Annotated in this window: 11 protein-coding genes; 8 read left to right on the forward strand and 3 right to left on the reverse strand. The window is 59.8% G+C overall.

Features of this window, described 5'->3' with window-relative positions; translation table 11 throughout:
• Positions 1–30 precede the first annotated feature (30 nt).
• The 6 genes from phhA (at position 31) to ggpS (ending at position 7,776) form a co-directional block, all read left to right on the forward strand.
• Positions 31–816, forward strand: coding sequence for a phenylalanine 4-monooxygenase (gene phhA / locus ALTER154_RS11320; protein ID WP_160087092.1), 786 nt, complete (start codon positions 31–33; stop codon positions 814–816).
• Between the two features lie 60 nt (positions 817–876).
• Entirely contained in the window at positions 877–1,230 is a 354-nt protein-coding gene (locus ALTER154_RS11325; RefSeq protein WP_160087094.1) for a 4a-hydroxytetrahydrobiopterin dehydratase, read from the forward strand.
• Positions 1,227–2,423, forward strand: coding sequence for an amino acid aminotransferase (locus ALTER154_RS11330; RefSeq protein ID WP_160087096.1), 1,197 nt, complete (start codon positions 1,227–1,229; stop codon positions 2,421–2,423). Before ALTER154_RS11325 ends, ALTER154_RS11330 begins: the two co-directional genes overlap by 4 nt.
• Positions 2,424–2,519: 96 nt before the next feature.
• Positions 2,520–3,908 (forward strand): DUF2254 domain-containing protein, encoded by a 1,389-nt coding sequence (locus tag ALTER154_RS11335; protein WP_160087098.1) that lies wholly within the window; start codon positions 2,520–2,522, stop codon positions 3,906–3,908.
• A gap of 217 nt (positions 3,909–4,125) precedes the next feature.
• A complete protein-coding gene (locus ALTER154_RS11340) occupies positions 4,126–5,412 on the forward strand; it encodes an MFS transporter (protein WP_160087100.1) in 1,287 nt (428 codons plus the stop codon).
• Positions 5,413–5,508: 96 nt separating this feature from the next.
• The gene (gene ggpS, locus ALTER154_RS11345; protein ID WP_160087102.1) at positions 5,509–7,776 is read left to right on the forward strand and encodes a glucosylglycerol-phosphate synthase; all 2,268 of its coding nucleotides are present in this window, start codon (positions 5,509–5,511) and stop codon (positions 7,774–7,776) included.
• Positions 7,777–7,824: 48 nt separating this feature from the next.
• Here ggpS and ALTER154_RS11350 read toward each other — a convergent pair whose 3' ends face one another.
• From ALTER154_RS11350 to arfB, 3 genes are all read right to left on the reverse strand, one after another.
• Positions 7,825–8,244, reverse strand: a complete 420-nt coding sequence (locus ALTER154_RS11350) for a VOC family protein (protein ID WP_160087104.1) — start codon at positions 8,242–8,244, stop codon at positions 7,825–7,827.
• 165 nt (positions 8,245–8,409) lie between these two features.
• Entirely contained in the window at positions 8,410–9,324 is a 915-nt protein-coding gene (locus ALTER154_RS11355; protein ID WP_160087106.1) for a LysR family transcriptional regulator, read from the reverse strand.
• A gap of 103 nt (positions 9,325–9,427) precedes the next feature.
• A complete protein-coding gene (gene arfB / locus ALTER154_RS11360) occupies positions 9,428–9,841 on the reverse strand; it encodes an alternative ribosome rescue aminoacyl-tRNA hydrolase ArfB (RefSeq protein ID WP_160087108.1) in 414 nt (137 codons plus the stop codon).
• A gap of 487 nt (positions 9,842–10,328) precedes the next feature.
• Between arfB and ALTER154_RS11365 the strand changes: the two genes are divergently transcribed.
• Complete coding sequence (locus ALTER154_RS11365) at positions 10,329–11,363, forward strand: extracellular solute-binding protein (RefSeq protein WP_160087110.1); 1,035 nt, start codon at positions 10,329–10,331, stop codon at positions 11,361–11,363.
• A gap of 38 nt (positions 11,364–11,401) precedes the next feature.
• Positions 11,402–13,036, forward strand: coding sequence for a diguanylate cyclase domain-containing protein (locus tag ALTER154_RS11370; protein WP_160087112.1), 1,635 nt, complete (start codon positions 11,402–11,404; stop codon positions 13,034–13,036).
• Positions 13,037–13,120 lie beyond the last annotated feature (84 nt).

Here is a 13,120-nt window from a genome sequence, read left to right on the forward strand (position 1 = left end):
ACAACAACAAAGCCCCAGCAGGAGGCAGTGATGAAGAGCACGCAATACCTGGCGCGTGAACCGGATGACAGCGGCTTTATCCATTACCCGGAGGCCGAGCATCAGGTGTGGAACACTCTGATCACCCGTCAGCTCAAGGTAATTGAAGGGCGTGCCTGCCAAGAGTACTTGGATGGCATCGAGCAGCTCGGCCTGCCCCATGAGCGTATTCCGCAGCTAGGCGAGATCAACCAAGTGCTGCAAGCAACAACTGGCTGGCGCGTGGCGCGGGTGCCGGCGCTGATTCCGTTTCAGACCTTCTTCGAGCTGCTGGCCAGCAAGCAATTCCCGGTGGCGACCTTTATCCGCACGCCTGAAGAGCTGGATTACCTGCAGGAGCCGGATATCTTCCACGAGATCTTCGGCCACTGCCCGCTGCTGACCAACCCCTGGTTTGCCGAATTCACCCACACCTACGGCAAGCTCGGCCTGGCCGCCAGCAAGGAAGAGCGTGTGTACCTGGCGCGGCTGTATTGGCTGACCATCGAGTTCGGTTTGCTCGATACCAGCCAGGGGCAGCGCATCTACGGTGGCGGCATTCTCTCCTCGCCGAAAGAAACCCTCTACTGCCTGTCCGATGCACCGCAACGTTTGGCTTTCGACCCGATTGAGGCGATGCGCACGCCTTACCGTATCGACATCCTGCAGCCGCTGTATTTCGTGCTGCCCGAACTTAAGCGTCTGTTCGAACTGGCCCATGAAGACATCATGGCCATGGTGCAGCAAGCCATGCGCCTGGGCTTGCATGCGCCGAAGTTTCCGCCGAAAGCGGCATAACCTTTGTAGGATGGCCCGACACCCATCCTACGGCTCACTTTTGACCCTTGGAGAATACCCATGTCCCTTGCCCAAGCCCAATGCGAAGCCTGCCACGCCGATGCGCCGAAAGTCAGCGATGACGAGCTGGCCGAACTGATCCGCGAGATCCCGGACTGGAATATCGAAGTGCGTGACGATCATATGGAGCTGGAACGGGTCTACCTGTTCAAGAATTTCCGCCACGCCCTGGCCTTTACCAACGAAGTCGGCGCCATCGCCGAGGAAGTCGGCCACCACCCGGCGCTGCTCACTGAATGGGGTAAGGTCACCGTGACCTGGTGGAGCCATGAGATGCGCGGCCTGCACCGGAACGACTTCATCATGGCCGCACGCACCGATGTTCTGGCCGCCAGCGCCGAGGGCCGCAAGTGAGCCATTTCCACAGCATTGTGCGAGTGCCTGGCGACCCAATTCTCGGCCTGATGGACGCCTACCGCGCTGACCGCAACCCGGCCAAGCTCGACCTCGGCGTGGGCGTGTACAAGGACGCTCAGGGCCTGACGCCGATTCCACGCGCGGTAAAGCTCGCCGAACAGCGGCTGGTGGAAAGCGAAACGACCAAGAGCTATATCGGCGGCCATGGCGACCCACTGTTTGGCAGCCTGCTCAGCCAGCTGGTATTGGGCGCCGACAACCCACTGCTGCACGAGCGTGCCGGTGCTACCCAGACTCCAGGCGGCACCGGCGCACTGCGTCTATGTGCGGACTTTATCGCCCACTGTCTGCCGGGCCGTGGCATCTGGCTCAGCGACCCAACCTGGCCGATCCACGAGAGCATCTTTGCTGCCGCCGGCTTACGCGTCGGCCATTACCCCTATGTCGGCGCGGACAATCAGCTGAATGTCGAGGCGATGATCGCCGCCCTCACCCACGTGCCCAAAGGCGATGTGGTGCTGCTGCACGCCTGCTGCCACAACCCTACTGGCTTCGACCTCACTCCGCGCGACTGGAAGCGCGTGCTGGAAGTGGTGAAAGCCCGCGAACTGCTGCCGCTGATCGACTTTGCCTACCAGGGGTTTGGTGATGGCCTGGAGCAAGATGCCTTTGCCGTGCGCCTGTTTGCCGCCGAGTTGTCGGAGTTACTGATCACCAGTTCCTGCTCGAAAAATTTCGGCCTGTACCGCGAACGCACCGGCGCGCTGATCGTCTGCGCGGAGAACGCAGAAAAACTGCTGGATGTACGCAGCCAGCTGGCGTTTATCGCCCGCAACCTCTGGTCCACCCCGCCCGCTCATGGCGCGGCAGTGGTCGCCAGTATTCTGGCTGACGGTGAACTGCACAGTCTCTGGGTCAGCGAGCTGGACGCCATGCGCCAGCGCGTCGCCAGCCTGCGCGCCGGCCTGGTCGAAGCCCTGCAGCCGTATGACCTGAGTGAGCGTTTTGCGCATATCACGGTGCAGCGCGGGATGTTCTCCTACACCGGCCTGAGCCCAACCCAGGTGCAACGCCTGCGTGATGAGTTCAGCGTGTATATGGTCGGCTCAGGCCGGGCCAATATGGCCGGGCTCGACGCCGAGCGCCTGGATCAGCTGGCCAACGCTATTTCGCGCGTCTGCTGCGACTGACGCGCACCTGAGCCCCGCACAGCGCTGGGGCTCTGGTAGCAGCATGTGCCGATAAGCTTGCTATAGTCGCCGCACGCCCATCGCACCGAGACGCCCGTGCCCCGCTTGTTGAATTTCGCCTTCCGCCTGTACCAGCGCATCTTGCACAGCCTGGCCCTCTACCCAACGCTCATCGCATTGGGCTTCTTCGTTTTGTGCCTGCTGAGCATGAGCATCGAATATCAGCCCTGGATGATGTCGCTCAAAGGCGAGATTGATGTCGGCCTGGTGCGCAATGCCGACAATGCCCGCTTGATTCTCGGCACGTTGGTCGGCGGCATCCTCTCGCTGATGGTGTTCAGCTTCTCCATGGTCATGGTCGTGCTCAACAATGCCGCCGCCGCACTGTCACCGCGCGTAGTGCCTGGCCTGATCAGCGACAAGAGCCATCAGAAGACCCTCGGTTTCTACCTCGGCACCATCCTCTTCTCGCTGCTGCTGATCACCACGATTGAACTGGACAACTCCACCCAGGTACCCAGCCTCGGCGTATTGATGGCATTGGCGATGGGTATCGCCTGCCTTGGCCTGTTTGTGCACTTTATCCACTCGATTTCCCGCTCGATTCAGGTGGAGTACATCCTCAACAACCTGTACCACACCACCCTGGCGAAACTCGCCGCGCGCGAAGCCAAGCTGGCCGCTATCGACAACCTGCCCAGTTGGCCAGAGGATCAAAACTGGCAGGAGGTCTGCGCGCAACGCAGCGGTTATTTCAAAGAGCTCAACGTCAACACGATCAACAGCATCCTGTGCGAGCACGACCTGCGCATGACCGTGATGATACACCGCGGGTTCTTCGTGATGAGTGGCCGGCCGCTGTTCAAGCTTGACCGCGAGGTCGATTCGGCAATTACCGACGCGCTACTCGACTGCTTCGATTTCTTTCTCGAGGAATACGCGCACTCCCACTACCTGTTTGGCTGCACGCAGATGTCGGAAATCGCCGTCAAGGCGCTCAGCCCAGGCATCAACGACCCCGGCACGGCGATTACTGCCATCGACCTGCTCAGCGTGTTGTTCAGCAAGCGTCTGGCTTTACCGGACCTAGATGTCACTCTGGCAGACGATGGCCCGCCACGCCTGCTGCATTACGAACTCTCGCTGGATGAGTTGCTGCAACGGGTATTCGGCCCCATTCGCCACTACGGCTGCGCCGATGTGAGTGTGCTGATCGGGTTGCTGCAGGCCTTCAAGAACCTGCTCTACCAGCCGCTGCGCGCAACGCAGAAAACCGATCTGCTGCGGCATGTGCGCAGCGTGCAGGAAACCGCCGATCAGCACCTGTGCAACAGCCGCGATCGCCAAGCCATCAACCAGCTGCTCGAACGCATCAATCAGACCAGTTCAGCCCTGGAGCCGATTGCCCTGCTTGGCATACCGGGCAGCAAGGGTGCGGAAGACAACACCCAGCAACCCTCGACCAGCTCGCGAGAAGCCTTGTAAACGCGCCGAAAAAGTAAAGTGATGACTGCGGTCTGTATGGGTGCAGCACAGCGCTTCAGCGCCCTCGGCGCACGCACAGGCAATGCCTGGAAAAATCAAAATACCGTTTATCTATAAAATTAACTGTTTTAAAACAACAACTTAATTCGTTACCTGACTAAGCACTGGCACCCTTCATGCTTGCACTCAGCGGCATAGTTCCCTAGGGTAGTTCGCCATGTGGTCCCTGATTGCCCCTATCAGCTCGTTGCTCGGTGGGGTTGCTTTACTCCTCCTCGGCAATGGTCTGCTCAACACCCTACTGACCTTGCGTGGCGTCGCCGAAGGCTACTCCACCTCGATGCTCGGCCTGATCATGTCCGGGTACTTTGTCGGTTTTCTCCTTGGCACCTGGCTGGCGATTCCGCTGGTCCGCCGCGTTGGGCATATCCGTGCGTTTGCCTTTTGCGCCGCCCTCGCCGCCATCACCGCCCTGCTGCATGTGCTGATCGTCGACCCGTGGGTCTGGCTGGGCCTGCGCGTACTCTACGGCCTGGCGCTGGTCAGCCTGTATATGGTGATCGAGAGCTGGCTTAACGCGCAGGTGCCCAACGACAAACGCGGCCAGGTGTTTGCCGTGTATATGGCGGTCAACCTCGGCGCGCTGGCCGCCGCGCAGCAGCTGCTCAACCTGGCTTCGCCCAGCGACTTCGTGCTGTTCGCGCTTGCCGCCATGCTGATCAGCGCGGCCTTGATGCCCATCACCCTGACTCGGCAGATCCAACCCAGCGTGCCGGACACCCTGCACACCAACCTGCGGCAGATCGCCGGTATCGCCCCATTGGCGCTGGCCGCCGCTGGCTTATCCGGCCTGGCCCTCGGCGCTTTCTGGGGCATGGCGCCGGTGTACGCCAGCCTGAACGGCTTCGACGCCACCGGCGTGGGCTTGCTGATGAGCAGCACGATTCTCGGCGGCGCCTTGCTGCAATGGCCGATTGGTATCTATTCGGATAAACACGACCGCCGTCTGGTGCTGTTCTGGGTGGTCGCGCTGGCCGTAGTGGTCGCCGTGTTGATGAGCCTGCTGCCGGCCGGTCGCCTGCTGCTCGGGCTGATGTTTATCTGGGGCGGCCTGGCCTTTGCCATCTATCCGATTGCCGTGGCGCAGCTGATCGACCAATTGCACAGCGATGAAATCCTCGCTGGCTCCAGCAGCCTGTTGATGGTCAACGGCATCGGTTCGGTGTGCGGCCCGCTGCTCGCCGGCCTGCTGATGCAGCACCTCGGCGCCCAGGCGCTGCCGCTGTATTTCGCCGCCACCCTCGGCCTGCTGGCGGCTTACACGCTGTACCGCCTGCGCCATGTCAGCGACCTGGTCAGCGCACCGGCCGGGCACTTTATGCCCATGCTGCGCACCAGCCACACGGTGCTTGAGCTGATGCCCGATGCACCGCCCACAGACGACCCAGACCCAACTGACTCACATGAGGACCCGCCCAACCCGGCGCCGCAGACGCCTGGGTAAACCAAGAGACGAACGCCCCGTGGCGCAATCGTCCATAGCTCGTCGGCCTTTGTCGGCGCGTCACTGCACCCACTTAACTGGACAGGAAGACAGCGCATGTTACTTGCCACCGATCTCGATGGAACCTTTCTCGGCGGCGATCCCAAGGATCGCTTAAGCCTTTACCAAACCATCGCCGCTCACCCGGAAATCCGCCTGGCCTATGTCACCGGCCGCAGCCTGGAGTCGGTGCTGCCACTGCTGGCAGACCCGACCCTGCCGCAACCGGATTTCATCATCTCCGACGTTGGCGCCAGCCTGGTGCATGGCGATAGTCTGCAGCCGATTCAACCGCTGCAAAGCGCGGTGGACGCCCTCTGGCCCGGCGACAGCCAGGTTGCCAGCGCCATTGAGCGCTTTGCACTGGAGCGCCAGGACGTACCCCAGGTGCGCCGCTGCTCCTACTTCTGCAACCCTGAACAGGCGGCCAACCCGGAACTGCTGACAATTGCTGAAAGCTTGGGCTGCGACCTGCTCTACTCGGCCGAACGCTACCTGGATTTCCTGCCCAAGGGCGTCAACAAGGGCAGCAGCCTGCAGGCGCTGATCGACTGGCTGGAACTGGACAACGACCAGGTGCTGACCGCTGGCGACACGCTCAACGACCTTTCCATGCTGAGCGGCCAGTTCAAGGGGGTCTGCGTCGGCGCGTCCGAGCCGGGCTTGTTGCAGGCCACGCGGCAGTACTCGCGGGTATTCCACGCCGAGCGTGCCGGTTGCGGCGGCATTCTTGAAGCCTTTGTGCACTTTGGCTTTCTCGGCAAACAGGGCATCGCCGCCGAAGGCAAGCAAGTTGCCGACCCAGGCAAAGCCGATCTGGTGATGGTCTACCACCGTCTGCCTTACGAAGAATTCCGCGGTGCCGATGGCAAGCTGCAGCGCCGCCGTCCGACTTCACCCAACGGTATTATTCCCACCCTGTTGAGCTTCTTTGGCGACGGTCGTGCCGGCTCCTGGGTGGCCTGGGCCGAGCATGACGAAAACAGCAGCGAAACCTTCGACAGCCACACCACGGTGGATGCCGAACGCTACCCGAAGCTGACCGCCGCACGGGTGGCGCTGAGCAAGGAAGAAGTCGACATTTTCTACAAGCGCTTCTCCAAGGAAGCCTTCTGGCCGACCCTGCACACCTTCTGGGAGCGTGCGCAGTTCCGTGAAGACGACTGGCAGGTGTTCCTCAAGGTCAACCGCGCCTTTGCCGAACGCACCGCCCTGGAAGCCGCTGAAGGCGCCACAGTCTGGCTGCACGATTACAACCTGTGGATGGTCCCCGGCTACCTGCGCGAGCTGCGCCCGGACCTGCGCATTGCCTTCTTCCACCACACCTATTTCCCCTCGGCGGATGTGTTCAACGTACTGCCCTGGCGCCGGCAGATCATCGGCAGCCTGCTGCAATGCGACTACATCGGCTTCCATATCCCGCGCCAGGTGGAAAACTTCGTCGATGCCGCGCGCGGCGTGATGCCACTGCAAACCGTCAGCCGACAGAACTGCGCACCACGCTTTATCACCTATGGCTGCGCCGTGGGCCTGGAGCGCATGACCACCGCCGTGGACACCGGCAACCGCGTGGTCAAGCTCGGTGCCCATCCGGTGGGCCTGGATATCGAGCGAGTACGCAGCGCCCTGGCCGCACCGAAGATCAGGCAAATGATGGAACGTCTGCGTAGCGAACTTGCCGGGGTCAAACTGATTCTCTCGGTGGAACGCCTCGACTACACCAAAGGCATTCTGGAAAAGCTCAACGCTTACGAACGCCTGCTGGAAGAAAACCCCGAGCTACTGGGCAAGGTCACCCTGGTGACCGTGTGCGTGCCGGCAGCCAAGGAAATGACCATTTATGACGAGCTGCAAGGGCAGATCGAGCAGGCCGTGGGCCGTATCAACGGCCGCTTCGCCCGCATCGGCTGGACGCCGCTGCAGTTCTTCTTCCGCAGCCTGCCTTTCGAGGAAGTCAGCGCCTGGTACGCCATGGCTGACGTGATGTGGATTACCCCACTGCGCGACGGCCTCAACCTGGTGGCCAAGGAATTTGTCGCCGCTCAAGGCCTGCTGGATGGGCGTGGCGTGCTGGTGCTCTCGGAATTTGCCGGCGCCGCCGCCGAGCTCAAAGGCGCGCTGCTGACCAACCCGCACGACCCCATGGATATGACGCAAACCTGTTACGTGGCGCTGAACATGCCCAAGGCCGAAGCCCAGGCACGTCTGCGTGAGCTGTTCGATATCGTCAACTACAACGATATCCGCCGCTGGGGGGATGAGTTCCTCGCCGCCGTCAGCGACCCGCAGGAGCAACTGGACCGTGCCCTCGGGCTGGTCGGCTAGGCGGCAACGGCGCAGCTGCATAGATCCGCTGCGCCGAGCCAAGCCTACCTAGCCCATCTGCGCATCAATATCGCAATTGATCATCCAGCCGACGCCGAAGCGGTCGGTGAACATGGCAAAGCGCGTGGCCCAAAAGGTCGCCTGCAACTCCATCTGCACCGAACCGCCCGCCGACAGCGCTTTATACAGGCGCTCGGCCTCCGGTACGTTTTCCACCTGCAGAGAAACCGAAGCGCCCTTGATGCCCTCGTACGCCATACCGGGGAAGGTGTCAGACGCCATCAGCAGCTGATCGCCCACCGTCAGGCAAACGTGCATCACACGGTCATGAAACTGCTCCGGCACATTGCCAGCTTCCGGGCTTTCGCCCATGCGCATCAGCTCCAGACTGCCACCCAGGCATTCGGCGTAATAGTTAAAGGCCGCTTCGCACTGGCCATCGAAGGTCAAGTAGGTATGGATCTTCATCTGCACTCTCCTTAGAACTCGCGTACTTGATTGATAGCCTGCCACTGGGGCTTTTCCCGGGTATGTAATGGCAGACCGCAAACCCAAGGCTAGGTTCTGTACGCTGGTCGAACGGCGAAATGGCCAATCGACAGGCGTGCAAAAAGTACTGAAGTTAACCCCCACTCACAGCTGACGCGGGTGAGGCAGCGGACACTCAGCCAGCTGACTGCTCAGGTAATCGAGAAAGCAGGTAATGCGCGAAGTCAGCGCGGTGTTGCGGTAATACACCGCATGAATCGGTTGACGCACCTCGACGGTGTCGCGAGCCATCAGCTGCACCAAGGCGCCGCTGGCCCGGTCAGCGCCGGTCATAAAGTCTGCCAGGCAGACGATTCCAGCACCGCTCAAGGCCAGCTGGCGTAAGGTCTCGCCGCTGGACGCGCTCAGACTCGGAGTAATGCTGTAGGCATCGCCCAGCGCATGGCGCAGCGGCCATTGGTTAAGGCTGTCGGGCTGGGTAAAGCCGAGCAAGCTATGCCCGCTCAGATCTTCAACACGTTTCGGCGTGCCCTGTGCCTTGAGGTAAGCCGGGCTGGCTAGAATACGCAGGCGATTACTGCCCAGTGGGCGCGCATGCAGGGTGGAGTCGCGTAATGGACCGATACGTATTGCCACGTCGGTGCGCTGCTCCAGCAGATCGATGATCTGGTCGCTGCTGTGCAGCTCCAGCTGAATCTCCGGGTACTGCGCCCGAAAACCCGCCACCAGCGGCACCACTGCATGCAGCATGAATGGCGCGGCGGCATTTACCCGCAAGCGCCCTGCTGGCTTTTGCCGGCGCACCATCATCTGCTCTTCGGCGCTTTCCACGGCATCAAGTATTTTGCGCGCCTGCACCAAGAAGGCCTGGCCCTCCTCGGTCAGCTCCAGACGCCGCGTAGTGCGGCGCAGCAGCGTGACATCGAGCTTTTCTTCCAGCCGACTCAGCGCACGGCTGACACCGGAAGCCGTCTGCGTCAGTTGTTCGGCAGCGGCACTGATCGAGCCACCGTCTACCACGCTAACAAAGGCCAGCAGTTCATCAAGGGTCGTTTTCATTCATGCATATTAGTCAAATATTCACGCCTGAAAACACTGCCTTTACTCACGAAAATAAGCTGGAAACGGCTGTCTTACCACGCAGCCAACTTTAAGCAGGTTATTAGAAGTCGACCTTGCCACGCCCGGCCTTGATCGTACCGCGGATACTCTTGCCTTCCAGGCGGCGCTTTTTCGAACCCAGGGTCGGTTTGGTCGGACGGCGAGCTTTCTCAGTCTTAGCGGCGCTGCGAATCAGCTCGGCCAGACGCTCCAGCGCGTCGGCGCGGTTCTGCTCTTGGGTGCGGTACTGCTGGGCTTTGATAACCACCACACCTTCGGCGGTGATGCGCCCGTCGCGCAACGCCAGCAGCCGCTCCTTATGGAACGGTGGCAAGCTGGATGCCTGGATATCGAAACGCAGATGGATCGCGCTGGACACCTTATTGACGTTCTGCCCACCGGCGCCCTGGGCACGAATGGCGGTCAACTCGACCTCATAGTCGGGCAGGTGAACGCTATTGGAAATGATCAGCATGGCGTACAAGTTCAGAAACCAGGGCGCACAGGATAACTCGCAGCGCTGCCTGTCGACATAATGCCGCTAAGCGCAATGCGCGCGGCGGCCAAGCAAGGAAGCGGTTCAATCGCCTTGGTGGCTTGTCACGGGCCCTATTAGGTTGTCGATGACCACACAAAACCCGGGCCCCACACCTAAACAGCGGCACATCCCCCACAAAAATACGCATCAGATGGTTTAGAGAACGGTTTACGGGGCTCTCGACCATCGTTTATTTGCGCGCCCAGCATCGCCGTTAACGGCTACACATGACGCCTGTCGCGAGCACGCGCCATTGGCACAGAGCGTTGCAAACGCATGAGAAGGAAATACGAAGTAAACGCATTAGCTGTAAACAGCCAGACGGTTGATATGGCTCGGAAAACCATTCCCGTTAAACAAGCAAAAGGCGCTACTGCACTAGGCTATGAGTGACCTAGACTGTGGAAAAACAGAGGCCATTGCTATGCCACTCCGCTCGCTCCTGACCTTGGTCCTGTTAACCCTGTTTTGCTCATCATTACACGCCAAACCGCTGCTACGCGTGCTGGCCTGGCCCGGCTATGCCGATGCGGACTTAGTCGACGCCTTTGCCGAACGCTATGACGCCGACGTGGAAGTCACCCTTGTCGGCAACGATGATGAGTTGCGCCTGAAATTGAGTAAGGACGGCGGCCAACATTACGATGTGATTGCGGCCAACACCTCAGAAATTAACTATTTCGTGCAGCAGCAACTACTACAGCCTCTGCGCTTATCGAATTTGACCCAGCGTAGCCGCCAGCTTCAACAGTTCCGTCAACTCAATGACATCCCAGGCTTGATGCACGATGGGCAGGCGTATGGCGTTCCGTATGCCTATGGCGAGATGGGGTTGATCTATAACCGCAAAATGATGAGCCGCCCACCGACCTCCATCAACAGCCTGTGGGACCCACGCTGGCAGGGCCAAGTGCTGGCCTATGACGGCAGCAGTCATAACTTCTCCCTGGCCCGGCAAACCTTGGCTAAACCGCCCTTCGCCATCCCCAGCGAAGACATGCCCGCCACCGTAGACAAGCTTATTGCACTGCGGCGCAACGTGTTGAGCTTCTACAGCCTGCCAGAAGAGTCCGTCAGCCTGTTCATGCAAAACTCCATTGCCTTGATGTACGCCAACTACGGTCGCCAGCAACTCAAGTTACTCCAAGATGCGGGCGCTGATGTGGGTTACGTGATCCCCCAGGAAGGTGCTCTTGCCTGGCTCGATTGCTGGGCCATTACCCGCACCACCCCCAACCGTGACCTGGCTGAACAATGGATCAACTACACCCTGGAACCGCAAGTCAGCGGTGCTCTGACCGAGCGCCATGGCCTGGAAAACACACTGCGTACCCTGCAAGCCTCCAGTGCTCCTCTGCGCCTGATTTGGCTAGAGCCGGTGGCAAACGCCGAACTGCGCGCCAAGCTCTGGAAATCCATACTCGCCGGTGATCGTCCGGAAAATGTGGTGCTGCCTTGAAATTACGCCTGGGCAATAAACTCACCGTACTGCTTTGCATGTTCGGCTTGCTGCTGGGCGGTATTGCCAGTTACTACTCGCTCAGCAGCAGCAAGCAAATATTGATTGCGGCTGCCAAACGCGACCTGCTGCTGGCCAACCAAGTGCTGGGACGCAACCTGCAGATCAGTCTGGAAAATTTCACCAGAGACCTAAAGGTACTGAGCGACCAATCGCAACCGGTTGAAGTGCTGCAAGACATGCCGAATAACAGCAAGGAGGTAGAGGAGTTAGCCAGGCTGTTCACCTCGATGCTGGATGCTCACCCCGAGTACCAACGGATTCGCCTGATCGAAGCCAAAAACTATGGCTTAGAACGCATCAATGTTGATCGTCAGGGCATCGTTACCAGCACTGCATTACAAGAAAAGGGCCACATTCCCTATGTATTCAAAACGCTGAAACTGTCGCCCGGCCAGCAATTTTTCTCTGAGATAGCCCCTTCGCGCCTGGATCCCGACAAAGCCTTAACGCTGCACATCGCCAGCCCCATTTGGACAAACGAACCCCGTGCAGTGGGGGTGATCGTGCTGAGCATCGACGTTAAAACGCTGTTCAGCCGGCTAAAGCGCGAGCTACCCGACTACTACCAGTTTTTTTTAGCCAACAGCCAGGGCGAATTACTCCTCAATCCAGAGCGCGAGCAATCCCAAGATCAAGGCTCTATTGCCATGCTGCAAGCGCAGCTGCCGGAGATTCTTACGCTGCTGAGCGGTAAAAGCAGCAGCATGCTTGGCATTCTGCCCGCTAAACGCGAACAGCCCTCACGACTGGCGGCATTCACGACCATCAGCATCGAAGCCGAAAGTAATCATTTACTCCTCGGTCTAGCGGTTCCCGAAAAACATATTCTGCAAGCATCCCAAGCACTCGATCAGCGCCTGATTCAGATCATCGCCGCGCTCGGCCTTATCACCCTGATACTGTCCTTGTGGCTTGCACGACAAATGATTCGCCCATTGAACCAAATCGGCCTGGCGATAGCCCACTTCAGCCAAGACCTCAGCCTGCAGCCCCTGCCAACCGAGCGGGCGGACGAGCTCGGCAAGCTGGCCCGGGATATCCGTGCCATGCAGGAGAAAATCCTTGCTCAGATCATCCAGCTCAACACTAACCAGCAAGAGCTGCAGCGCATGGCGCATATCGACCCATTGACCGGGCTACCCAATCGCCGCCTGTTTTTCGATCGTTTAGAACATGCAATCAGCAACGCAGAGCGCAGCGGGAAATTATTGGGGTTGCTCTATGTCGACCTTGATCACTTCAAGGAGATCAACGACACCCATGGCCACGCTGCTGGTGACGAGGTGCTGAGTAACGTGGCACACCTGCTGGTCTCAGTGACCCGTAGCGGAGATACCGTAGCCCGCCTGGGCGGTGACGAGTTCGTCATCCTGTTTGACGAGGTGGAAAGCCGCGCGACCCTGCTGGGAATAGCTCAGAAACTCCTGTCCCTGCTGCAAAACCGTCTGTTAATTGATGGAAAAGACCTTCAGGTAAGGGCCAGTCTCGGTATAAGCCTGTACCCGCACGACGGCAGCGATGCGCAAACGCTACTGCAAAACGCCGACCGCGCCATGTACAGCTCCAAGCGCAGTGGGCGCAATACAATCACCAGCAGCCACATCACATAAGTACCCCGTGCAGTTGCGGCTGTTGAATATGCCTACCTGCTACTCACGCGCGACCTGACTCGTGCTGCCGATACTGAGTTGCCC

Source organism: Pseudomonas sp. 9AZ (genome assembly GCF_902506525.1).
Lineage (GTDB): Bacteria > Pseudomonadota > Gammaproteobacteria > Pseudomonadales > Pseudomonadaceae > Aquipseudomonas > Aquipseudomonas peli.

Excerpts from the sequence above, each read along its gene's own strand:
- phhA (WP_160087092.1), top strand. The coding sequence starts at position 31 with ATGAAGAGCACGCAATACCTGGCGCGTGAACCGGATGACAGCGGCTTT.
- ALTER154_RS11325 (WP_160087094.1), top strand. The coding sequence starts at position 877 with ATGTCCCTTGCCCAAGCCCAATGCGAAGCCTGCCACGCCGATGCGCCG.
- ALTER154_RS11340 (WP_160087100.1), top strand. The coding sequence starts at position 4,126 with ATGTGGTCCCTGATTGCCCCTATCAGCTCGTTGCTCGGTGGGGTTGCT.
- ggpS (WP_160087102.1), top strand. The coding sequence starts at position 5,509 with ATGTTACTTGCCACCGATCTCGATGGAACCTTTCTCGGCGGCGATCCC.
- ALTER154_RS11350 (WP_160087104.1), bottom strand. The coding sequence starts at position 8,244 with ATGAAGATCCATACCTACTTGACCTTCGATGGCCAGTGCGAAGCGGCC.
- ALTER154_RS11355 (WP_160087106.1), bottom strand. The coding sequence starts at position 9,324 with ATGAAAACGACCCTTGATGAACTGCTGGCCTTTGTTAGCGTGGTAGAC.
- arfB (WP_160087108.1), bottom strand. The coding sequence starts at position 9,841 with ATGCTGATCATTTCCAATAGCGTTCACCTGCCCGACTATGAGGTCGAG.
- ALTER154_RS11365 (WP_160087110.1), top strand. The coding sequence starts at position 10,329 with ATGCCACTCCGCTCGCTCCTGACCTTGGTCCTGTTAACCCTGTTTTGC.
- ALTER154_RS11370 (WP_160087112.1), top strand. The coding sequence starts at position 11,402 with ATGTTCGGCTTGCTGCTGGGCGGTATTGCCAGTTACTACTCGCTCAGC.